We start from the raw sequence: 22724 nt of genomic DNA on the forward strand, positions 1-22724 counted from the left end.
CCGGCACGCTTCTTTGCGCGCATTTCCGGGGCGCTCACCAGCCGACTTAGGCTCGCCTGACAGCACCGCTGTCCACCGCCTTACTGAACCCTATTATCCTTTTCCATGACAAGGCACAGAGCCATGAGCGCACCCCGCACTTTGTATGACAAGATCTGGGACGACCACGTCGTCAATCGCGACCCGGATGGAACCTGTCTTCTCTATATTGACCGTCACCTCGTTCATGAGGTGACGAGCCCGCAGGCCTTCGAAGGTCTGCGCATCGCCGGCCGTCCGGTGCATTCGCCGGCCCGCACGCTCGCTGTGGTCGATCATAACGTGCCGACCACCGCCGACCGGCTGGAAGGCATCAAGAACGAAGAAAGCCGTATTCAGGTGGAAGCGCTGGCGCAGAACGCCAGGGACTTCGGCGTTGAATATTATTCCGAACGCGACAAGCGCCAGGGCATCGTTCACATCGTCGGTCCCGAACAGGGTTTCACCCTGCCGGGTATGACGATCGTCTGCGGCGACAGCCACACCTCCACCCACGGCGCATTCGGCGCACTGGCGCATGGCATCGGCACCTCCGAAGTTGAGCATGTTCTGGCCACACAGACGCTGATCCAAAAGAAAGCCAAGAACATGCTGGTGCGTGTCGATGGCAAAATCCCCGAGGGCGTTACCGCCAAGGACATCATCCTTGCCATTATCGGCGAGATAGGCACCGCCGGTGGCACCGGCCATGTCATCGAATTTGCCGGTGAGGCGATCCGTTCGCTCTCCATGGAAGGTCGCATGACGGTCTGCAACATGACCATCGAGGGCGGCGCCCGCGCCGGCCTGATTGCGCCTGACGAAACGACCTTCGAATACATCAAGGACAAGCCACGTGCGCCGAAGGGCGAAACGCTGGAACAGGCGATCGCCTACTGGAAGACTCTGAAATCCGACGAGGGCGCCCATTACGACAAGGTCGTCATCCTCGATGCGGCCAATCTTCCGCCTATCGTCTCCTGGGGCTCTTCTCCGGAAGATGTAACCTCGGTTCAGGGCATTGTTCCCAATCCCGACGACATCGACGAAGAAAACAAACGCGCCTCCAAGTGGCGCGCGCTTGACTACATGGGCCTCAAGCCCGGCACGCGCATCACCGATATCGCCATCGACCGTGTCTTCATCGGCTCCTGCACCAATGGCCGCATCGAGGATTTGCGCGCGGCGGCGAAGATCGTTGACGGCCGTAAAGTCGCTCCCACCGTTTCGGCCATGATCGTGCCCGGCTCCGGTCTCGTGAAGGAACAGGCGGAAAAGGAAGGTCTGGACAGGATTTTCCTCGAAGCCGGTTTCGAATGGCGCGAGCCAGGCTGCTCCATGTGTCTTGCCATGAATGACGACCGCCTGAAACCCGGCGAACGCTGCGCGTCCACCTCGAACCGCAATTTCGAAGGCCGTCAGGGCTATAAGAGCCGCACCCACCTCGTCTCCCCCGCCATGGCGGCGGCGGCAGCCATTGCGGGTCATTTTGTTGACGTTCGTGAGTGGCAGTGATTGCCGGGTGAAGGTCTGAACATAAAACCCCGGGGAGATCCGGGGTTTTTGTTTATTCAGAGATGATCTTTACCCTTTGCCCGGGCTGAATCGTGGCCGTGGCGCCCATCGCGTTGATCATGCGGAACATGTCAAGCTTCCGCTCCGTTCCCATCATCCGCGCCGCCATCGTGGCCACGGTTTCACCCGGCTTCACCGTCACCACCCGCACTCTTAGCGGCTTCAGGGATGCGATCTCCTGCGGCGTCATCTTGCGGAAGCTGGTGCGCAAGGTATTGGCGATGGAATCGAGTTGCGTATTGCCCTTCGGCACCGCGGTCAGGAACCGGAATATCTGCTGGCCGACACGGATGACCGTGACGTCGAAATCCCATTTATCCGCGCTTGCCCGGGCTGTCGCGGCCTCCAGTCCGTTGATCTGCGTTTCCTTTACCGTTTCAGGCAGCAGGCCGGCGACCCATCCGCTCGTCAGGTAATTGGCAAGGCTCGTCTGTTTCGGATCGGCGACGCCGTCGAAACGGATTGCGACTTCGCCCGGCCCTGTCGCCAGGACAGCCTCAACCTTGTTGTCGATCACGAAACCTTCCGGCACGTCGAAACGAATGCCGAGCGTTCCATGCAGGAATGTCTGGCCGCGGACATAACCTTCCTGCGGGCTATCTCCGTAAAGCAGCCCGTCTATACCGTCCAGAAACCAGTCTCGGCCACGATCTCCGACCTGGCCTTCCTGGCCGAAGGCACGGGCATGCCGGCGCGCAAGCTCGATGCGCTGTGGTGTATTGGGGTGACTCGAAAGGAAGTCGAGGCTCTGGTCGTTTTCCGGATCGGCCGAAGAGAACCGCGCATAGGCCGCCATGGAATCAAGAAAGCGCGGCGATGCGTAAGGATCGTAACCCGCCTCGCCAAGCATGCGTACCCCGATCACATCCGCCTGCAACTCCTGCTGGCGCGAAAAAGCTGCAAGCCGCAGCTTGCCACGGGCCAGCGCCTGCTTGCCGGCGAGATCGCTGGACAGGACCTCTGCAACCACGCGGCTCGCAATCACTTCCGCTTCTTCGCGGCGCTGACGTTCGATCCCGTGGTTGGCGGTGACGTGGCCCATTTCGTGCGACAGCACGGCCGCCACTTCCGAGGCGTCATTGGCGAGTGCCAGAAGCCCGCGTGTCACATAGAGATATCCCCCGGGCAACGCAAATGCGTTGATGGCGGGCGAATTGAGAATGGTGATGCGGTAGGATTGCTGCGGATTTTCGGAGACGGCCGTCAGCGCTCCGGCAATCCGGGCGACAAGCCGCTCCGTCTTGGCATCACGATATTCGCCGCCATAGCTTGCCACGATGCGTGGATGTTCGCGTGCGCCCATCTGCGCGCGCGGATCGTTCTTCTGAACCTCTTCCACCGTCTGCGGATTGTCCGAGGGACGCAATGTGGACTGGTAGGCCGGGCTGAAAAGAGATTGGCACGATGACAGCAACACGGCAGAAGCGGTCAGCGCGGACCACGCCGCAGCGAGCCGGCCGGAACGGCGAAGGCCTGAACCGGAGAAGAGCCTCCGCTGTGCAGTCATGCTATTTTTCATTCTCTATGCCTGCCCCTTAACGTTCCTGATCATCCGTTAATTGCAGACCAGAATAACAGATTCGCCCCAACGGGCGATGAATGCCGAGACGGTAAAATCGATCCATCAATCCGGAATATTCCTGAAGAACGCAATAATTCTCATCTTTTCTCGGGCAACAACTTGAAACTGGCAAGTGCAAATTAGCGCCATTGAAGTCATCTAAAGCGATTGCCAGCGGCGCGCGTCGAAAATAAGGCGGTCACCCGTTCAGGAAACTGTCCACGGCCTTCACATTTTGTGTGGCAAAGAAATCCGCTGTCGCTCCGGCAAAAACGACACGGCCACGATCAAGAAAAACCACCCGCCGCGCTAATCTTTTTATGTCTTCCGGGTGATGGCTCACAATAATCACCGCATTATTTGTTTCTTGATGCAAGTCAAGCAACAGAGAACTCATGCCCGCCCGTAGCCCTGGATCAAGTGCGGCGAAAGGTTCATCGAGCAGCATGACGGGCTTCTTCCTGACCAATGCGCGCGCAAGCGCCGCCCTCTGCCTTTCTCCTCCGGAGAGCGTGCCCGGCAAACGCTTGCCGAAACCCGAAAGACCAACGCGCGCAAGCGCAATATTTATCCTTTGCCGGTCTTCCGCGTGTAATCTGAGCGTGGGGCTTATACCAAGCGCGACATTGGTAAAAACGTCGAGATGGGCAAAAAGATTATTGTCCTGAAAGATCGAAGAGACAGGCCTTTCGGAAGGGTCGAGCGTCGTCACGTCCCGTCCGCCGATCATCACGCGGCCGGAATCCGGCAACTCGAAACCGGCAACGAGGTTAAGCAGTGTCGATTTTCCCGAACCGGATGCACCGACGACAGCGGTGACCTGCCCCTGCGGAAACGCACAGTCGAGGTCGAAATCCTGCGTTCCAAGCCGCAGCCTGACCCTGTCAAGCTGCACTGCGAAATCGTCGCCCTTCATGTCATCGCCTCTGCCGCTTTTGCCTGCTCCGGTTGTGAATGTCGCGATACGCCGGTTGCAGCAAGCAACAGGCAGACCACACCGAGAAGAAAGGCGTAACCGGCAGCATCGTTGGTCCGGTAACTGCCCATATTGCTATAGACGAGCCACGGCAAGGTGACGAAATTCTCTGAACCGAACAGGGCAACCGCGCCGAGATCGCCAAGCGACAGGGACATCGCGAAGGAAAATGCCATGGCCAGCGGCCGCCACAAGACGGGCAGATCGGCGAACCGCAGCCGCGGCAGACCCTGAAGCCCGAGGCTGGCGGAAAGTCGGCCGGTGCGGAGAAAATGACTGGTGACGGCCGGCTCCAGCACCCGCATGGCAAGCGGCAGGGCCATCAGCATGTTGATGAGCGCCACGAGAACCGGGGCATAAACAGCGACGTCACCGAAAGGCCGCAAGAGAAGGAACCATCCGCTTCCGAGCACCACGGGCGGAACCAGCAGAACCAGAGACGATCCCGCGCCGAGAACGCTGGACAAGAGGTGAAGAGGCCGCGCGGCCCGCCGTTTCGCGCTGACCGCCTGACGTGCGCGGATGATCGCCATGCTGACGATGATCACGAAAATTGCCGAGAACGCGGCAATCCCAAGACTTGTCGCCGCCGCGCGCAGGAAGACCGGTGCTGTGATGAGGCGCGGCAGGTCTGCCTGGACGCCCGAGAAGACAATGGCGACCAGCGGCAGTCCGACCAACAGCACCGCAGAAACGATGATTAGACCGTCCCACAGGCGGGCCGCCGCCCGACCTGCATCGAAACGGCGCACGGGCCGGCCAAGTGAAGCGATTTCCGCTTCCGGCGACGGCAGGAAGGCCAAAAGGCCGAGCAGGGCCGCGGTGAGGACGATCTGCAGAACCGAGAGCGCGATCGCCCGCTGCGGATCGAAATCGAACCGCAGCGCCTGGTATATTGCGACCTCCAGGGTGGTCGCCGCCGGCCCGCCGCCCAAAAGGAGCACGAGCGTAAAACTGGTGGCGCAAAGCATGAAGATGAGGCCGGCGATACCCGGAACAAGCCGGGACACGGCCGGCCATTCGACAAAACGGAAAACCGAGATCGGCCCCATGCCGAGGCTCGCCGCCATGCGCCAATATTCGCCCGGAATACGCTCCAGCCCGGCCAGCAACAACCGGACGGAAAGCGGCAGATTGAAAAACACATGAGCAATGAGGATGCCGGAAAGACCGTAAATGCTGAAAGGTTCTTCCGCGCCGGCGAAAACAAGGAGCGTATTTAAGACACCCTGCCTCCCCCAGATGGTAATGATACCGAAGGCGCCGACGATAACCGGCAGCCCCATCGGCACTGCCATCAACCGGATGATCCAGATCCTTCCCGGAAACTCCCGCTGCCGGGAGAGTGCCAAGGCCACGGGAAGACCAAGAATGATGGAAAGAAGGGTGGAGAGCGTCGCCTGATAAACCGTGAAGCGCAGAATACGCAATGTATAAGGGTCCGAAATGCCGGAAGCGGATGCACCCGCGTCAAAGGACAGAAGCGCAAACACGGCGAGCGCCATGAACAGGAAAACGGCGGCAAAAGCCGCCGTCCCGAAAATGATTGACCGCCGGTAATCGCGACGCAGCATCATGCGTGGACGCGCCTCTTCTTCAATTCATGCTCATGGCCGTCAGCCATTCGTCTATCCATGCCTTGCGGTTTTTCGCGACCTCTTCCGGCTGCATCAGGAAAGTCTTCTGCGGCACAACGAGCCTGGAAAAGGCCTCCGGCAGGGGGGCGGAGGTTGCCGCAACCGGCATCATCCAGTTGTTTTCGGGAATGGTATCCTGAAAACCGGAGGTGAGGGTGAATGCGAGAAACTGCTTTGCAAGATCCTTGTGCGGCGCGTTTTTGAGAAGGCCTGACACTTCGATCTGGATATAATGTCCTTCGGAGAAAGCTGCGGCCTGATAACGATCGGACTTTTCGGCGACCATATGATAGGCGGGCGAAGTCGTGTAGGACAGCACCATCGGCACCTCCCCCTTGGTGAAGAGCCCGTAGGACTCCGACCAGCCCGGCGTAACGGTAAGGATCCGCTTCCTGAGCTTTGCCCAGGCTTCCGGCGCCTGGTCGCCATAAACCGATTTCACCCACAGAAGCAGCCCCAGTCCCGGCGTCGAGGTGCGCGGGTCCTGAATGGCTATCTTCTGGGCAGGGTCGCCTTCCACGAGTTCTTTGAGGCTCGCTGGTGGGCTTTTCAGCGTCTGGGTGTCATAGACGATAGCGAAATGGCCGTAATCATAGGGAACGAACACATCGTCCTCATAGCCGCCGGGTACCTTGGCCGCTGATGCATCAACGCCGCTGACATCGAAAAGGCCGGTCTGTTTCGCCTCCGCGACCAGATTTGTATCAAGTCCCACGACGACATCCGCCTTGGACCCCGCACCTTCTAATTTCAGCCGGTTGAGAAGCGCCACGCCGTCCGCCACGCCGACAAAATTGACGGTGCAAGCGCACACCTTCTCGAAAGCTTCCTTTATTTTGGGACCGGGACCCCATTCAGAAACGAAGCTCTCATAGGTATAGACCGTCAGTTCCGGTTTTTCCTGCGCAACTGCGAACCCGGGCAGAAGCATGGAAACGGCAATGATGGAATTTACAAAAACACGACGGCGCACGAATATCTCCTCAAAACGAGGAGGGAAATAGCCGCCTGCATGAAAGCCGTCTAATCCCTCCGCCGGTATGAACCGGATCAGGTTCTTCGGGTTGGCAAGCCTCTCAGCCTTTTGCGCCCAAGCGCGAAAGACACCCCGTTAGATCAAGATAATGGTGTAGTCCCGCCGACCCATCTTGGCAAGATGGCTGCCATCAACCCTGCGGCGCCATGTGCACCAGTTCCCAGACGTGGCCGTCGGGATCCTGAAAACTGCCTGCATACATGAATCCGTGATCCTGAACGGGTTTCCAGCGGCTGCCGCCTGACGCGAGCGCGGCCTCGATCATACGATCGATTTCCTCCCGGCTTCCGGCGGAAAGACAGGTCAGTACCTCGGTACTCCGCTTGGCGTCGGCGATGTCGCCGTTGATGAAATCACGAAAACGCTCTTCCTGAAGGAGCATGACGAAGATATTCTCCTCGACAATCATGCAGAGCGTGCGGTCATCGGAATATTCCGGATTGAAGGTGAAACCCAGTGTCGTGAAGAAGGCTCTCGATGTCTCGATATTCTTGACGGGCAGGTTGACGAAGATCATGCGCATGGTGTTGAACTCCTCCGAACCGGGACAGCAAACGGCATTTCCGCCGTCCTGTCAAAGGCGGATGGCGGTGTGGCCGGAAAGATCGGCTCAGCCTTCCAGTTCCTCGCGCAGCATCTCCAGCTCCAGCCACTCCTCTTCCATGGCCTCAAGTTTTTCGCGCAGCTTTTCCATTTCCTGCGCCAGCTTGTTGAAGGCCGCCTGATCCTTGGCGAAGAGTTCCGGGTCGGCCATGCGCTGCTCGCGTTTTGCAATCTCTTCCTGCGCCTTCTCCATCTCCTTGGGGAGATTTTCGAGGGCGAATTTCTGCTTGAACGAAAGCTTGGCCTTGGCCTTTCCAGGCTCCTGCGAAGACGGGGCTGAAGGTGCGGCTTTCGCCTTTTCCTGTCTCTCAGCTTTTCGTTTCTCTTCCGCAGCTCCCTTGCGCTGCGCCATCATATCCGAATAGCCACCGGCATATTCGATCCAGCGTCCGTCCGGTTGATCGGGATTGGCCGGCGCGATGGTGGAAGTGACCGTACGGTCAAGAAAATCACGGTCGTGGCTGACAAGGATGACCGTGCCGGAAAACCCGGCAACGATCTCCTGCAATAGATCCAGCGTTTCGATATCGAGATCGTTTGTCGGTTCGTCGAGAATCAGAAGATTGGTCGGCCGGGCGAGAATACGCGCCAGAATGAGCCTTGCACGCTCGCCGCCGGAAAGGTTGCGGATGGGCGTGCGGGCCTGTTCCGGCTGGAACAGAAAGTCCTTCATATAACCCGTGACATGCTTCACCTCGCCATTGACGAGAAGATTGTCGCCCCGGCCGTCGGTCAAATAATGTGCGAGCGTATCGTTGGGATTGAGCTCCTCGCGCTTCTGGTCAAGCGTTGCGATCTCGAGATTGGTGCCGAGCTTCACCCAGCCGCTGTCTGGTTCAAGCTGGCCGGTGAGCATCTTCAGCAACGTTGTCTTGCCCGCGCCATTCGGTCCGACGAGACCGATGCAATCGCCGCGATGCACCCGCAGTGAGAACGGCGCGACAATCATGCGCTCACCGTAAGCCTTGGTGATAGCCTCCGCCTCGATGACCAGCTTGCCGGACTCCCGGCCTTCCGTGACGGTCGCCTGCACCGTCCCCTGCGGCCCCTTGTGCCCACGATATTCCGCCCGCATGGCCTGAAGCTCACCGACACGGCGCATGTTGCGCTTGCGCCTTGCAGTCACGCCATACCGCATCCAGTGTTCTTCGCGCTCGATGGCCTTGCCGAGCTTGTGTTGTTCAAGCTCTTCCTCTTCAAGCACCTTGTCACGCCATTCCTCGAAATGGGCAAAACCACGATTGAGACGGCGGGACTGGCCGCGATCGAGCCAGACGGTCGAGGTCGAAACCCGTTCGAGAAAACGACGGTCGTGCGAAATCAGCACCAGCGCGCTGCGCGTCTGCTGGAGTTCGCTTTCAAGCCATTCGATTGTCGGCAGATCCAGATGGTTGGTGGGTTCGTCCAGCATCAGAATATCGGGCTCCGGCGCCACGACACGGGCAAGCGCCGCGCGGCGCGCTTCACCACCGGAAAGGTTTGCCGGGTTTTCCTGACCCGTAAGCCCGAGATGCTCGAGAAGATAAGTAACCCGATAGGCATCGTCGCCAGGCCCGAGCCCCGCCTCGGCATAGGCCTGAACGGTATCGTAACCGGCAAAATCCGGAGCCTGTTCCAGATAACGGATGGTTGCAGCGGGATGACGGAAAACCTCGCCCGACTGGGCCTCGACAAGGCCCGCTGCGATCTTCATCAGCGTGGACTTGCCGGAACCGTTGCGTCCAACAAGGCAGATGCGGTCGCCCGGCTCCACCTGGAGATTGGCGCCGTCCAGCAGCGGGGTAACGCCGAAGGTCAGCTTGATGTCATCGAGTTTCAAAATAGGGGGTGCCAAGGCGTCAGGCTCCGGTCAGATCATAAGGGCGGGCGAGCACGATGGCTTTTCCGCTTTTAAGCGAAAAATGCACAGGGCCGCCATTCGCGACATTGGAAATAGTGCGGGAGGAACCGAAAGCAAGCGCGAAATCCTCCAGCGGGTAACGCACATTGCCGATATCCAGCCCCTTCAGGGCTGTGAAGCCGGCCACCGAGAAAAGCGAGCCTGCGGGTAGAGAGACATCAAGCGAGCCCGGGAGCAGCGGCCGGGCCTCTTCCTCGCCGGAGGTGAGCGAAACATCGAGACCACGTTCGGCAAGCGCGACGGCGTAAAGGAGGTGCTGGAGGGCATGGTCGCTTCGTGCACCCCCGAGCGCGCCGACAAGCACCAGCGTACCGGCGCCGCGGGCGAGCGCCTCCGAGACCGCTATCTCACCATCGGTCACCGCCTTTGCTGCCGGGTAAGGCTGCCGTGTCACACCGGTCCAGGCATCCAGCAACTCTTTGCTGGCGGAATCGAAATCCCCGACCCACAACTCCGGTGTGAGGCCAAGCGGCCGGGCGTGGCGCATGCCGCCATCAGCCGCGATCACGCGGCTACCCGCGACCGCGTCCCTGAGACGATCAGTAACCGAAACATCGCCGCCGAGCAGAATGGTGAAGTGCGCTTTATCCATGCCCTGCCTTATCGCACCTCGGCCGAAAATGGAAAGCCGAAAGCCTCCGAAAACCGTCCATATTGATTTTCGTCGGCTTCGGGATTATGAAACGCCTTAGTGGTGATTTGCCGACCGGCTTGCAGCCACTTTAAAGAAGTCGCTAAAGGGTCGAGGAAAAAGGCAATTTCCTGGGACCGGTCGCGATTTCCGCTGCCGGTTTTTTTGTTTTCGCAACGTTCTTTACGTGATCCGGAAAAGAGAGTTCGACATGCCGATCAAGATTCCCGATACGCTTCCCGCCTTTGAGACCCTCGTTCACGAGGGCGTGCGGGTCATGACCGAAACGGCGGCCATCCGGCAGGATATCCGCCCGCTCCAGATCGGGCTTCTCAACCTCATGCCGAACAAGATCAAGACGGAAATCCAGATGGCGCGCCTCGTTGGCGCCTCGCCGCTTCAGGTTGAGTTGTCGCTTGTGCGCATCGGCGGTCATCGCGCCAAGAACACGCCGGAAGAACATCTCCTCTCCTTCTACGAGACGTGGGAAGAGGTGCGTCACCGCAAGTTCGACGGTTTCATCATCACCGGTGCTCCCATTGAGCTGCTGGACTATGAGGACGTCACCTACTGGAATGAAATGCAAAAGATTTTCGAGTGGACGCGGACCAATGTCCATTCGACCCTCAACGTCTGCTGGGGCGCGATGGCCGCCATCTATCACTTCCACGGCGTGCCTAAATACGAGCTGAAGGAAAAGGCTTTCGGTGTTTACCGCCACCGCAATCTTTGCCCCTCGTCGATCTATCTCAATGGTTTTTCGGACGATTTCCAGGTTCCCGTGTCACGCTGGACGGAAGTGCGCCGCGCCGACATCGAAAAACATCCGGAACTCGAAATCCTCATGGAGTCGGAGGAAATGGGTGTATGTCTGGTACATGAGAAGGCAGGCAACCGTCTCTATATGTTCAATCATGTCGAATATGATTCGACATCGCTTTCGGAAGAGTATTTCCGCGATGTTCACGCCGGCGTGCCGATCAAGCTGCCGCATGATTATTTTCCGCATAACGACCCCGAACTCGCGCCCCTTAACCGCTGGCGCAGTCATGCCCATCTGTTTTTCGGAAACTGGATCAACGAGATATACCAGACCACACCGTATGAACTCGAGGCCATCGGCCAGCTGGCGGCCTGAATTTGCGGGATTGCGAATTGCCGGGAAATGACGCAACGTCCGCCCGGCAATTCATGGCAACCGGGAGAATGATGTTATGAGCGACGGGGCAGCACGGGAGAATTTTGGTTTCACGGCAACGGGCGAAAAGGTCGAGCGTGTCACCATTTCGAAAGGTGGGCTTACAGCGAAGGTCATTACCTGGGGTGCCGTCATCCAGGATTTGCGCCTTGAGGGTCACCAGCCGCCGCTCGTTCTCGGCTTCGACAAATTCGAGGATTATAAATATTCCTCCTATTTCGGCGCCACACCCGGCCGTAACGCCAACCGCATCGGCAATGGCAGATTTTCGATCGACGGTCACGAATACCAGCTGGAACTGAATGAAAAAGGCGTAACCCACCTGCACGGCGGCAGCGACGGCATGGGCAAACGCAACTGGATGCTGATGGAACACGGCGAAAGCCACGCGGTTCTGCAGATCATCGACCCCGATGGCCGTGCCGGTTATCCCGGCAACTGCACGGTCACAGCCACCTACACGATCCGTGACGGCGGCGTGCTGTCGGTGGTCTATGAAACGGTGACCGACAAGCCGACCATCGCCAATGTGTGCCAGCATTCCTATTTCAATCTCGATGGCGCCGACACCGCACTTGGGCATGAGATCAGCATCGCGGCTGACTTTTACCTGCCCACCAACGACAAGCAGATACCGACCGGCGAAATCCGCTCCGTCGAAGGCACCGTCTTCGACCTTCGCCACCCGACGCCGATGCGGCGCAGCGAAAATGGTGAGCAGGTTCTCTACGACCATAATTTCTGCCTTTCGCCCGAGCGCCGCGCCAAGCGCAGGGTCGCCCGCGCTTATTCGCCAGCCTCCGATATAGCTCTCGAGGTTCACACCACCGAACCCGGTGTGCAGTTTTATTCGGCTTTCAAACTGGACGTTCCCGTTCCGGGCCTCGATGGCCGTCACTACGGTCCCTTTGCCGGTTTCTGCCTGGAAACACAGATCTGGCCGGATGCCGTCAACCACCCTGATTTTCCGCATGCCATACTACGGCCGGGCGAGACGCTGCGCCAGAAAACCGACTATATTTTCAAGAAGGGCTGAAGCGGCGCGCTGGTATCAATCCAGCACGCAGCCGACATAGCTGCCCGAGGCGCGGGCGCGGCGCTCGATAAGGCCGGCGAGCCTCTGCAACCCGCGCCCCGGCTTGCTGGCCACACGATCAATGGGATTGGGAAGCGAAACGGCCAGAAGTGCGGCCTGTCGGGAACTGAGCTTGGCGGCCGGCACCTTGAAGTGGTGCTGGGCGGCAGCCTCGATGCCGTAAATACCCGGTCCCCATTCGGCGACGTTGAGATAAATCTCCATCATCCGCTTTTTTGACCAGACGAAATCGGCGGCAATCGCCAGCGGCAATTCCAGTCCCTTGCGCAGAAACGAACGACCGTTCCATAAAAACAGGTTTTTGGCCGTCTGCATCGGGATGGTGCTGGCGCCGCGCGTCGCGGCCCCGTCGAGCGCATTGCTGACCACGGACTGCATCTGGTTCCAGTCAACCCCGCCGTGAAAACAGAATTGCCCATCCTCGGACATCATCACCGATTGCACGAGGCGCGGCGAAATATCCTCTAGTGGCACCCAGCGCCTGTCATAGCCTTGCAGCGTGACCAGATCGGCAAGCATCAGCGTCGACACGGGCCGGATGAAGGGCAACGCATAAACCGGAATCAGCAGATAAGGCAGGATGAGCAATGCCAGCAAGGTCATGATGATGCGCTTGGCCAACGTGCGAAAATCCACCTTCGGACTGCTCCGGTCTTCCGCCAGCACGGCGTAATCTGCGTCGCTTTCAGGCGTACTGCTCACTATCCGTCCCCGCACCCCACGCCAATTGAAGCCTTTCATAGTCCATTGCCGTCTTCAAGGCGAGTCCGGCGCGACAGTTGAGTTGGGGAATCACGAAAAGGTTTGCCTGCATTCGCTCGGCGTGCCAAAGAGCGCGGCATGGACGCTCAGATGACGAATTTCGAAACACGGCTGCGTGAGAACGCCGCCAGGACCGAAGCCCTGCTTGGCCGCCTGCTCTCCGGCGAGACGCGCGCGGACGAGATCGCGCGCCCGCAGAACCTGCTTGAGGCCATGCGCCACGGCGTGCTGAACGGCGGTAAACGCCTGCGGCCCTTCCTCGTCATCGAAAGCGCCGCACTCCTCGGCGGAGATGGAGAAGCTGCGCTTTTTGCCGGTGCCGCGCTGGAATGCCTCCATTGCTATTCGCTGGTTCACGACGATCTGCCGGCTATGGATGACGACGACCTGCGTCGTGGCCAGCCAACGGTGCATCGCAAATTCGACGAGGCGACCGCCATCCTCGCTGGCGACAGCCTGCTGACGCTGGCCTTTGATATCATTGCATCGGAAGAAAATCCGCTCGCGGCCGGGCGCAAGGCCGCGCTCGTGCTTTCGCTTGCCCGCGCAGCGGGCATCGGCGGCATGGCCGGCGGGCAGGCGCTTGATCTCGCCGCGGAAAAGAACGCACCGGACGAAATCGGCATTATTACATTGCAGGCTATGAAAACCGGCGCACTGCTGCGCTTCGCCTGCGAGGCGGGCGCAATCATCGCCGGTAGCGATGATTGCGAAAGGCAGAGGCTACGCCTCTTTGGAGAAAAAATCGGCCTCGCCTTCCAGCTGGCAGACGATCTCCTGGATTTGACGGCCGACGCCGCCACCATGGGCAAGGCGACCGGCAAGGATGCCGCACGCGGCAAGGGAACGCTGGTGGCGCTGCGCGGCCAAGACTGGGCGCGTCGCAAACTTCAGGAACAGGTGGCAGAGGCCAGCGAACTCCTGGCTCCCTATGGCGAAAAGGCCGCGATTCTCACCGCGGCCGCCAGATTTATCGCAGAACGAAAAAGCTGAGTGGGTTTTCCCGCTCAGCCTCTCAAGTCGATCAGCCCTTGAGCGGCGAAATCAACACTTCCACACGGCGGTTTTGGGCGCGACCATCAGACGTTGCGTTCGAGGCGATGGGCTGCGAAGGCCCAAAGCCAAGTGTTGAAATGCGTCGTTGATCGACACCGCGTGCGCCGAGATAGTTGGCAACCGACGCGGCGCGGCGTTCCGAAAGCCCCTGATTGTGGGCGAGGCTACCGGTCGAGTCGGTATGGCCGTTGATGTCGATCAGCGTGCGGTTGAACTTGTTCAGCACGATCGCAACGGAATCGAGCGTCTGATAGAAGGGCGGAATGACCTGATCCTGATCCGTGGCAAAGGTGATATTCGACGGCATGTTGAGAACAATGCTGTCGCCACGGCGGGTCACCGAAACGCCGGTCCCCTGAAGCTGCGCGCGGAGTTCCGCTTCCTGGCCATCCATGTAATTGCCGATGGCGCCGCCAGCGAGCGCGCCGATGCCGGCACCGATCAGGGCAGCGTTACGGCGTCCGACCGGCGAACCGCCCACAGCCAGACCGCCGAGCGCACCGACAACAGCGCCGATACCCGCGCCGCCGGCCGTGTTCGACATTTTCTGCTCGCCCGTATAGGGATCGGTGGTGGTGCAGGCGGAAAGATAGGTGCCGCAAAGGGCGACGATCGCGATTTTTTTGATCATGTGTTTTGATGCTCCGAAAGGGTCAGGAGGTATGACAGTGGAATTGCGGCCTTTTCACGCTACTCGTTACTCCGCTGCGTCTTTCCGGCCAAAACGCTTTTCGATGTAATCGGTCACAAGCGCTTCGAAATCAGCGGCTATGTTGGGGCCACGCAGAGTGAGAGCTTTCTCTCCGTCGATGAAGACCGGCGCCGCCGGGCTTTCGCCCGTTCCGGGCAGCGAAATGCCGATATCCGCGTGCTTGCTTTCACCGGGACCATTTACGATGCAACCCATGACGGCGACATTTAATGCCTCGACGCCGGGATATTTTTCACGCCAGACCGGCATATTCTTGCGGATATCGTTCTGGATGTTCTGGGCCAGTTCCTGAAATACCGTCGACGTGGTACGCCCGCAGCCGGGACATGCCGCAACCACCGGAATGAACTGACGGAAACCCATGACCTGCAGCAATTCCTGCGCCACCTGCACCTCGCGGGTGCGGTCGCCATTCGGCTCAGGCGTCAGTGACACGCGGATCGTATCGCCAATACCATGCTGCAACACATAACCCATGGCGGCGGACGAGGCGACGATACCCTTTGAACCCATGCCGGCTTCCGTGAGACCGAGATGGAGGGCATGGTCGGAGCGTTCAGACAACATCGAATAGACGGCAATCAGGTCCTGCACCTGGCTGACCTTGGCCGAGAGGATGATACGGTTGCGCGGCAGGCCGATCTCTTCGGCAAGCTCGGCGGAAATCAGCGCCGACTGAACAATGGCCTCCCGCGTGACCTGACGGGCGGAAAGCGGAAAGCCCTCTTCCTTGTTCCTGTCCATCAGCGTAGTCAGCAATTCCTGATCCAGAGATCCCCAGTTGACACCGATGCGAACGGGCTTGTCGTAACGGATCGCCATTTCGACGATCTCACCGAACTGCTTGTCCTTCTTGTCCTTGAAACCGACATTGCCCGGATTGATGCGGTACTTCGCCAGCGCTTCGGCGCAGGCCGGATGGTCGGCCAGAAGCCTGTGGCCGATATAATGAAAATCACCGACCAGCGGCACATCCATCCCAAGACGCAGCAGCCGTTCACGAATTTTCGGCACGGCGGCCGCACTCTCATCACGGTCTACGGTGATACGGACGATTTCCGAACCTGCCCGGAACAGCGCCGCCACTTGGCTGACGGTGGCGTCGATATCAGCCGTATCGGTATTGGTCATCGACTGCACGACGACGGGTGCGCCGCCACCGACGATGACGCCGCCGACGTCTACGGCGACGGAGGCGCGGCGGGGCTTCGGGTCGTAATCGGCATGTGACGTCATGGCGGTCTCTGGAGCTTGCGGCAAGGTCTTGCAATTGAGGTGAAACAAGGGGGACTTCTTGTCAACACCCAACGCGCTGGAGCTTCTACTTTACCGCAATCATGGCAAAATTCGATACGCCTATTCCTTGCCAGCACCGTCGGCATGACGGGCGAGCCGCGAAAGTAGCAGAACCACCACATGCAGTAACGGGAGAAACAGGAAGACGCTGGCGAGACCGGTATGTTCCGCAATGAAGCCAATCGCCGATGGCGCCACCAGAATGCCGGAATAACCCATGGTGGTGACGACCGAAAGGCCGATTCCCGGTGCCAGGCCCGGCATATTGCCCGCCGCCGAGAAGGCAATGGGCACCATGTTGGAGATGCCGATGCCCGCAATCGCGAAGCCAACGATCGCGATGGTGGAATTTCCCGCAATACCGGCGATAAGAAGACCGATAATCGACATGGCCGAACAGAAGCGCAGGGTCGTCACAGCCCCGAAGCGGTCGCGCACCAGATCGCCGGCAAAACGCATGGCCGCCATGGTCATCGAGAAAGCCGCAAAGGCGAAGCCGGATTGTGACACCGAAGCTCCGAGTTCGTTGCGCAGATAAAGAGCGCCCCAGTCGAGGATTGCGCCTTCCGGGATCATCGAGAAAAGGGCCATCAGGCCGATGATCCACGGCAGCGGCGTCAGCGGCAGGCCGCCTTTCGGGCGCTCTTCCTCCGGGTGCGGACGATCTGCAAGCACACGCGGCCATGCCACGATCAGCAGCACGAATGCGATGACCGTCAGCGCAATGGCATGCCCCTGCACGCCGATGGCCGTGATGAGATAACCGCCGAGACCGGCCCCGATGAGGCCGCCGAGGCTCCAGAAAGCGTGGCAGGATGACATGATGGCGCGGCGCATATCGCGCTCAACCGCTACCGCATTGGCATTCATGGCGACATCCATCGCTCCCGTCAGGCCGCCCAAACAGGAAAACCGCGATTACCCCGGCCCAGACGGTTCCCGCCCAGGAGATGAAAAGCAGTGTGGGCAGAAAGATCGCCGCGGTCACGAGACTGACCGTCCGGGAGCCAAAACGGGCGATCTGCGAGCCGGCGATCGGCATGAAAACCAGCGAGCCGATACCGAAGACCAGGATGATGAGACCAAGCGCGCTTTCACTAAGGGAAAGACGCGCCGCAAATTCGGGAATCTTGGGCGCCCATGATCCCATCATGAACCCGTTCATCAAGAACAGCAGGGAAACGCCGATACGATGACGCGTCAGATAGGACGAGCGTGCACCCGTCTGCGAAAATGTGGTGGGGCCATTCATCGGCTATATCCTTCAGACTTGACCATGGGAAAATCAGGCGACGGCATCGTCGCCGCAATAAACGTCTACGCCTCGGCTGGACACGCCCTCGACCAACACGCGGTCGGCATCCCGTTCCAGCACAAGGGAAAGCGGCGGGGAAAAATCATGCACTTGGAACGCTGCCTTATGCCCCAGCTTCTCGGTGGTGATTGCAGCGACAATCCGCTGGCTGGCGCTGCAGGCGAGCCGCTTGAAAACGGCATCCTCGAAGACATCGGCCGACAGGCCGGTCTCGACCGCGACACCACAGACCCCGAGAACACAGAGATCGGGTCGCATCAATTCGAGCTGCCGCAGCGCCATTGCATCGATTGCCGCACCAACGGCGGGATCAACCTTGCCACCGATCAGCACAAGATCGATATCCGCCCGCCCCGTGAGTTCGGCGGCAATGGCGGGCGTATTCGTCACCACCGTTACATTGAGACCAGCCGGGATCGCCCTGGCAATGGCGAGGTTCGTCGAACCGGCATCGATGAAAACGACCATGCCCCGCTTGAGAAGCGGGACAACGGCGCGGGCCAGCAGAGCCTTGCGGTCCGCATCCTCGGCGATCCGCGTCTTCAGCGGCACCGTCTTGCTATCCGAGAGCAGGGCGCCGCCATAAACGCGCATGCATTCCCCACGGGCCGCCATCTCTCGCAGGTCGCGGCGAACCGTGTCTTCAGAAACGCCAAAGTTTTGAGCGAGGTCCTGCGCCAGCACACGGCCGTTCTGCCGCAACTGCTCGAGGATAAGCGCCTGCCGCTCGCTGACGAAATGATCACTCATACAGACTCATGCATAAACAGGAATAAACGTGCATGAACATGCATATTCGAGTTTTCGGGGAAACGCAATAAAAAACGCCCGCCGGGAAGGCGGGCGTCTAACTGTTCGATCGACGAATGTATTTATTCCGCGTAAGCGACCAGTAGATCCTTCGCATCGATCTGGTCGCCCGGGCGCACCAGAACTTCCGCGATCTTGCCATCCCGCTCGGCGTGAAGCGCCGTTTCCATCTTCATCGCCTCGATGGAGAGCAACACATCGCCAGCCTTGACCTCCTGGCCTTGATTGACGAAGACGCGGCTGATGACACCCGGCATCGGTGCCCCGACATGCGACGCGTTGCCAGGTTCGGCCTTGCGGCGTACGGCAGAGCCGGAAGCACCATGCGTCCGATCCGGCACCTTGATACGGCGCGGCTGACCATTGATTTCGAAAAACACCGTCACCATGCCCTTGTCGTCAACGCCGGATGAAGCCTGATTGACGATGACCAGCGTCTTGCCGCGCTCGATATCTGCAAACAGTTCCTCGCCATCCTCCATTCCGTAGAAATAGGCATGGGTGGGAAGCACCGAGACCGGACCATAAGTTTCGGCGGTGAGCGCGAAATCCGTGAATACCTTCGGATACATCAGATAGGACGCGAACTCGAAATCATCGACCTTGCGCTCCAGCTTGGTCTCGATGGTCTTCCGTTCGGCATCGAGATCGGCATCCGCCAATAGTGAACCCGGACGAACGGTATAGGGCGCTTCGCCCTTCAACGCTTTTTTCTGCAGGGCTTCCGGCCAACCGCCGGGCGATTGTCCGAGATCGCCCTTCAGCATGGAAACCACGGACTCCGGGAAAGAGACCTCGCGCTCGGGATTCTGTACGTCGGCCACTGTCAGATCCTGGCTGACCATCATCAGCGCCATGTCACCGACGACTTTCGAAGACGGCGTCACCTTGACGATATCGCCGAACATCCTGTTGGCATCGGCATAAGCCTGCGCCACTTCGTGCCAACGGCTTTCGAGACCCAGCGAACGCGCCTGTTCCTTGAGGTTGGTGAACTGACCACCCGGCATTTCGTGCAGATAGACTTCCGACGCCGGCCCCTTGAGATCGCTTTCGAAAGCCGCATACTGGTTGCGCACGGCCTCCCAATAGAAGGAAATGCGGCGAATCCATTCGGTATCGAGGCCCGTATCGCGTTCCGACCCGGCAAGCGCTTCCACGATCGAACCAAGGCACGGCTGCGACGTATTGCCGGAGAAGGCGTCCATCGCGGCATCGACAGCGTCGACACCCGCATCCACGGCGGCAAGAACCGTCGCTGCGGCAATTCCTGACGTATCATGGGTGTGGAAATGGATCGGCAGACCCGTTTCTTCCCGCAGCGCCTTGAACAGAACCTTGGCGGCAGCCGGTTTCAGCAGGCCCGCCATATCCTTGACGGCAATAATATGCGCGCCTGCGCGTTCCAGTTCCTGAGCGAGATTGGTGTAATATTTCAGGTCGTATTTCGGACGCGCCGAATTGAGGATGTCTCCGGTGTAGCAGATGGCCGCTTCACAGAGCTTGTTTTCCTCCGAGATGGCGTCCATCGAGACCCGCATATTCTCCACCCAGTTCAGGCAATCGAAGACACGGAAAAGATCAATGCCGCCCTTTGCGGCCTGACGGACAAAATACTTCACGACGTTGTCCGGGTAGTTCTTGTACCCGACGCCGTTTGCCCCGCGCAGAAGCATCTGCAGCAGCAGGTTGGGAGCACCTTCGCGGATCAGCGCCAGACGCTCCCACGGGTCTTCGGTCAGGAAGCGCATGGAAACGTCGAATGTAGCACCGCCCCAGCACTCCAGCGACAGAAGCTGTGGCAGCGCTTTGGCATAGGCGCTGGCGACGCGGGCGATATCATGGGTACGGACACGGGTCGCAAGCAGCGACTGATGTCCGTCGCGCATCGTCGTATCCGTGACGAGTACCCGCTTTTCGTTGCGCATCCAGTCTGCGAAACCCTTCGGGCCGAGCTTGTCCAGCAACTGCTTGGTGCCGTCGGGCGTCGGCGCATCGATATAGGGCACGATGGGCTTTGCCGCCTTGTCCGAGGGCCTTGCGCGTCCCTTAGTTTCCGGGTGGCCGTTCACGGTCACATCGGCGAGATAGGTCAAAAGCTTGGTAGCGCGGTCCTGCCGTTTGACCTGGGCAAAAAGCTCGGGCGTCGAATCGATGAAGCGCGTTGTATAGGTATTGTTGCGGAAACTGTCATGGCCGATGATGGCCTCTAGGAATGTGAGGTTGGTCGCCACGCCGCGGATACGGAATTCGCGCAAAGCGCGATCCATACGGTTGATCGCCTCGTCAGGCCGCGGCGCCCAGGCCGTCACCTTCACAAGCAACGGATCGTAGTAGCGGGTGATGACAGCGCCAGTATAGGACGTGCCGCCGTCCAGACGGATACCGAAGCCTGAAGCGGAGCGATAAGCGGTGATACGGCCATAATCCGGAATGAAATTGTGTTCCGGGTCTTCCGTCGTAATGCGGCACTGGAGGGCGTGGCCATTCAGGCGGATATCCTCCTGCCTCGGCACCCCGGATTCCGGCGTGCCGATGGCGGCGCCTTCCAGAATGTGAATCTGCGCCTTGACGATATCGATACCTGTGACGACTTCCGTAACGGTATGTTCCACCTGAATGCGCGGATTGACCTCGATGAAGTAGAATTTGCCGGTGTCGGCATCCATCAGATATTCGACCGTGCCTGCACCGATATAACTGGTCGCGGCGGCGATCTTCAGGGAATAGGCGGCCAGTTCCTGACGTTGCGCTTCCGACAGATAGGGCGCAGGCGCACGCTCGACGACCTTTTGATTACGCCGCTGAATCGAACAATCACGCTCGAACAGATGCACGACATTGCCGTGCGTGTCGCCGAGAATCTGGCTTTCGACGTGGCGCGCACGCTCGACCAGCTTTTCGAGATAGACTTCGTCCTTGCCGAAGGCGGCCTTGGCCTCGCGCTTGGCTTCCGTCACCTCGCGGGCAAGGTCTTCCTTTTTGCGGATGGCGCGCATGCCACGGCCACCACCGCCCCAGGAGGCCTTGAGCATGACGGGATAACCGATCTCCTCGGCCATACGCTCCACTTCCGCCATGTCGTCCGGCAGTGGGTCGGTGGCGGGAACAACGGGAACGCCAACCGAAATCGCGAGATTGCGCGCTGCAACCTTGTTGCCGAGCTGGCGCATCGTATCCGCCGTCGGTCCGATGAAGGTGATGCCCGCCTTGTTGCAGGCCTCCACGAATTCGGGGCTTTCAGACAGAAGACCGTAACCGGGATGAATCGCGTCCGCTCCGGAGAGCTTCGCAACGCGGATAACCTCCTCGATCGAAAGATAGCTCTCGATCGGTCCCATATCCTTGGCGAGATGCGGCCCCCTGCCGACCTGATAGGACTCGTCCGCCTTGAAGCGGTGCAAAGACAGCTTGTCCTCTTCCGCCCAAATCGCAACGGTTTTAATCCCGAGCTCGTTGGCTGCCCGGAAAACGCGGATCGCAATTTCGGATCGGTTGGCAACAAGTATTTTCGATATTTTCAAGACGGTCTCCCCACACGCCAAAACAAAATTCTGCTGCACTGCGGAATTAAGCAGCAAAACCCCGTCTTGGAAAGGGCAATTCCGGCGAGAACTGTTCTGTTTGCGCTAGCTCAGCAAGCCATGGCGGAACGCGAGTGCGACGGTGTGCTGCCGGTTCTTGGCGCTGAAACGACGCTGAATCCCGTTTATATACCAGTCGACCGTATGGTTGGAGATGGATAGCTTGCGGCCGATCTCCGCCGATGTCATGCCATCCGCCATCAGCGCCAGCACTTCCGTCTCACGCCGTGTCAGCTCAAGAGCGGAACCGTCTGGAATATTGCTGAGATCATGTGCCTGACCTGAAAGATCGAGCAGGCGCCAGAAGACCGCCCGGGTCGCTGCATCGAGCAGTTCCACCTGCAAGGAGGGCAATTGCCGGTCCTGTCCACCTATGAACACGGCACCTATGAATCCCGCCCGTCCATGCACGGGAAAAGCATAACCGCCCTGCAAGCCGTAACGGCCGGCATCGTGGAAAAACACGCTCGCCCTTTTCCGATGCATGGCGCGGGGAAGCCCCTCCAGCGCCTCTTTCCAATGAAAGGGTTTGTGCACCATGCCGATGACTTTGCGGACGGGATCGACGAGGTTGTATTTCTTGGCCCTGTAGACCTCTATCCAGCCTTCCGGCAAATGTTGCGCAAGGATTTGGCCGGTGGAGGCCAGCTCGCCGGTCATGCGTCTGCTGACAAGGAAATATTCGAAACCATATTCCCGAATGAGCGTTGCAAATTCTGAACGCACACGTTCGGCGTTTCCCGCCTGGTAACACGCAGAGATGAAGTGAAGAATATCATGCATAAAGACACATGGTCCGGACTTGGCTTGAAGGGGATGACACGAAGGACATGGTCCCGCGATGACGTCATGTTACTCGGGCGCCGGTCGGGTGAGATTGAACATATCGTCGTTAGCAATCCCTGAAACGAAGATGCGAAATCTTGTGACGGCAGGCCCCGGGAAACACCGGGAGGTT

Annotated in this window: 17 protein-coding genes, 1 pseudogene and 2 riboswitches; of the genes and pseudogenes, 4 read left to right on the forward strand and 14 right to left on the reverse strand. The window is 59.3% G+C overall.

The genetic code is table 11. The annotated features are described in order from the left end of the window. The first annotated feature begins 123 nt into the window (after nt 1-123). Nucleotides 124-1533, forward strand: coding sequence for a 3-isopropylmalate dehydratase large subunit (gene leuC, locus QE453_RS21865; protein ID WP_004443956.1), 1410 nt, complete (start codon nt 124-126; stop codon nt 1531-1533). A 52-nt stretch (nt 1534-1585) separates the two neighbouring features. On the opposite strand, the gene QE453_RS21870 is transcribed toward leuC, so the two are convergent. The 7 genes from QE453_RS21870 to QE453_RS21900 form a co-directional block, all read right to left on the reverse strand. Beyond that, nucleotides 1586-3100 (reverse strand): M48 family metalloprotease, encoded by a 1515-nt coding sequence (locus QE453_RS21870; protein ID WP_034500057.1) that lies wholly within the window; start codon nt 3098-3100, stop codon nt 1586-1588. 253 nt (nt 3101-3353) lie between these two features. Beyond that, nucleotides 3354-4070, reverse strand: a complete 717-nt coding sequence (locus tag QE453_RS21875) for an ATP-binding cassette domain-containing protein (RefSeq protein ID WP_037090155.1) — start codon at nt 4068-4070, stop codon at nt 3354-3356. Then, nucleotides 4067-5707: a thiamine/thiamine pyrophosphate ABC transporter permease ThiP gene (thiP, locus tag QE453_RS21880; protein WP_309778002.1), complete on the reverse strand. Its 1641-nt coding sequence runs from the start codon at nt 5705-5707 to the stop codon at nt 4067-4069. Before thiP ends, QE453_RS21875 begins: the two co-directional genes overlap by 4 nt. A 19-nt stretch (nt 5708-5726) precedes the next feature. Further along, nucleotides 5727-6740 carry a thiamine ABC transporter substrate binding subunit gene (gene thiB / locus QE453_RS21885; RefSeq protein ID WP_137069030.1) on the reverse strand — a complete coding sequence of 338 codons (1014 nt, stop codon included), beginning with the start codon at nt 6738-6740 and terminating at the stop codon, nt 5727-5729. Between the two features lie 37 nt (nt 6741-6777). Further along, a riboswitch (TPP riboswitch) is annotated at nt 6778-6888 on the reverse strand. Between the two features lie 45 nt (nt 6889-6933). Beyond that, nucleotides 6934-7326 (reverse strand): VOC family protein, encoded by a 393-nt coding sequence (locus QE453_RS21890; RefSeq protein WP_004443965.1) that lies wholly within the window; start codon nt 7324-7326, stop codon nt 6934-6936. Between the two features lie 87 nt (nt 7327-7413). Next, nucleotides 7414-9240, reverse strand: a complete 1827-nt coding sequence (locus tag QE453_RS21895) for an ABC-F family ATP-binding cassette domain-containing protein (RefSeq protein ID WP_309778005.1) — start codon at nt 9238-9240, stop codon at nt 7414-7416. 4 nt (nt 9241-9244) lie between these two features. Continuing rightward, nucleotides 9245-9898: a thiamine diphosphokinase gene (locus QE453_RS21900; protein WP_309778006.1), complete on the reverse strand. Its 654-nt coding sequence runs from the start codon at nt 9896-9898 to the stop codon at nt 9245-9247. An 89-nt stretch (nt 9899-9987) separates the two neighbouring features. Further along, nucleotides 9988-10064: riboswitch (SAM riboswitch) on the forward strand. An 84-nt stretch (nt 10065-10148) separates the two neighbouring features. On the opposite strand from QE453_RS21900, the gene metA reads away from it, so the two are divergent. Both metA and QE453_RS21910 read left to right on the forward strand, forming a co-directional pair. Continuing rightward, nucleotides 10149-11075, forward strand: a complete 927-nt coding sequence (metA, locus tag QE453_RS21905; RefSeq protein ID WP_022556978.1) for a homoserine O-succinyltransferase — start codon at nt 10149-10151, stop codon at nt 11073-11075. Between the two features lie 76 nt (nt 11076-11151). Further along, complete coding sequence (locus QE453_RS21910; protein ID WP_045533404.1) at nt 11152-12171, forward strand: aldose epimerase family protein; 1020 nt, start codon at nt 11152-11154, stop codon at nt 12169-12171. A 15-nt stretch (nt 12172-12186) separates the two neighbouring features. Here QE453_RS21910 and mtgA read toward each other — a convergent pair whose 3' ends face one another. Then, the gene (gene mtgA, locus QE453_RS21915) at nt 12187-12834 is read right to left on the reverse strand and encodes a monofunctional biosynthetic peptidoglycan transglycosylase (protein ID WP_220360067.1); all 648 of its coding nucleotides are present in this window, start codon (nt 12832-12834) and stop codon (nt 12187-12189) included. 237 nt (nt 12835-13071) lie between these two features. Between mtgA and QE453_RS21920 the strand changes: the two genes are divergently transcribed. Next, nucleotides 13072-13986, forward strand: coding sequence for a polyprenyl synthetase family protein (locus tag QE453_RS21920; protein WP_045533406.1), 915 nt, complete (start codon nt 13072-13074; stop codon nt 13984-13986). 31 nt (nt 13987-14017) lie between these two features. Here QE453_RS21920 and QE453_RS21925 read toward each other — a convergent pair whose 3' ends face one another. From QE453_RS21925 to QE453_RS21950, 6 genes and pseudogenes are all read right to left on the reverse strand, one after another. Further along, nucleotides 14018-14680 carry an OmpA family protein gene (locus QE453_RS21925; RefSeq protein ID WP_004443979.1) on the reverse strand — a complete coding sequence of 221 codons (663 nt, stop codon included), beginning with the start codon at nt 14678-14680 and terminating at the stop codon, nt 14018-14020. A 66-nt stretch (nt 14681-14746) separates the two neighbouring features. Next, entirely contained in the window at nt 14747-15997 is a 1251-nt protein-coding gene (ispG, locus tag QE453_RS21930) for a flavodoxin-dependent (E)-4-hydroxy-3-methylbut-2-enyl-diphosphate synthase (RefSeq protein WP_045533408.1), read from the reverse strand. A 120-nt stretch (nt 15998-16117) separates the two neighbouring features. Continuing rightward, nucleotides 16118-17309, reverse strand: a pseudogene (locus tag QE453_RS21935) (MFS transporter). A gap of 33 nt (nt 17310-17342) precedes the next feature. After that, a complete protein-coding gene (locus QE453_RS21940) occupies nt 17343-18122 on the reverse strand; it encodes a DeoR/GlpR family DNA-binding transcription regulator (protein ID WP_108081837.1) in 780 nt (259 codons plus the stop codon). Nucleotides 18123-18244: 122 nt separating this feature from the next. Beyond that, nucleotides 18245-21706, reverse strand: a complete 3462-nt coding sequence (gene pyc, locus QE453_RS21945) for a pyruvate carboxylase (RefSeq protein WP_004443988.1) — start codon at nt 21704-21706, stop codon at nt 18245-18247. A 105-nt stretch (nt 21707-21811) separates the two neighbouring features. After that, the gene (locus QE453_RS21950) at nt 21812-22549 is read right to left on the reverse strand and encodes a LuxR family transcriptional regulator (protein ID WP_004443990.1); all 738 of its coding nucleotides are present in this window, start codon (nt 22547-22549) and stop codon (nt 21812-21814) included. Between the last annotated feature and the right edge of the window lie 175 nt (nt 22550-22724).

Origin of the sequence: Agrobacterium sp. SORGH_AS_0440 (assembly GCF_031453135.1) — a bacterium.
Taxonomy (GTDB): Bacteria; Pseudomonadota; Alphaproteobacteria; order Rhizobiales; family Rhizobiaceae; genus Agrobacterium; species Agrobacterium pusense.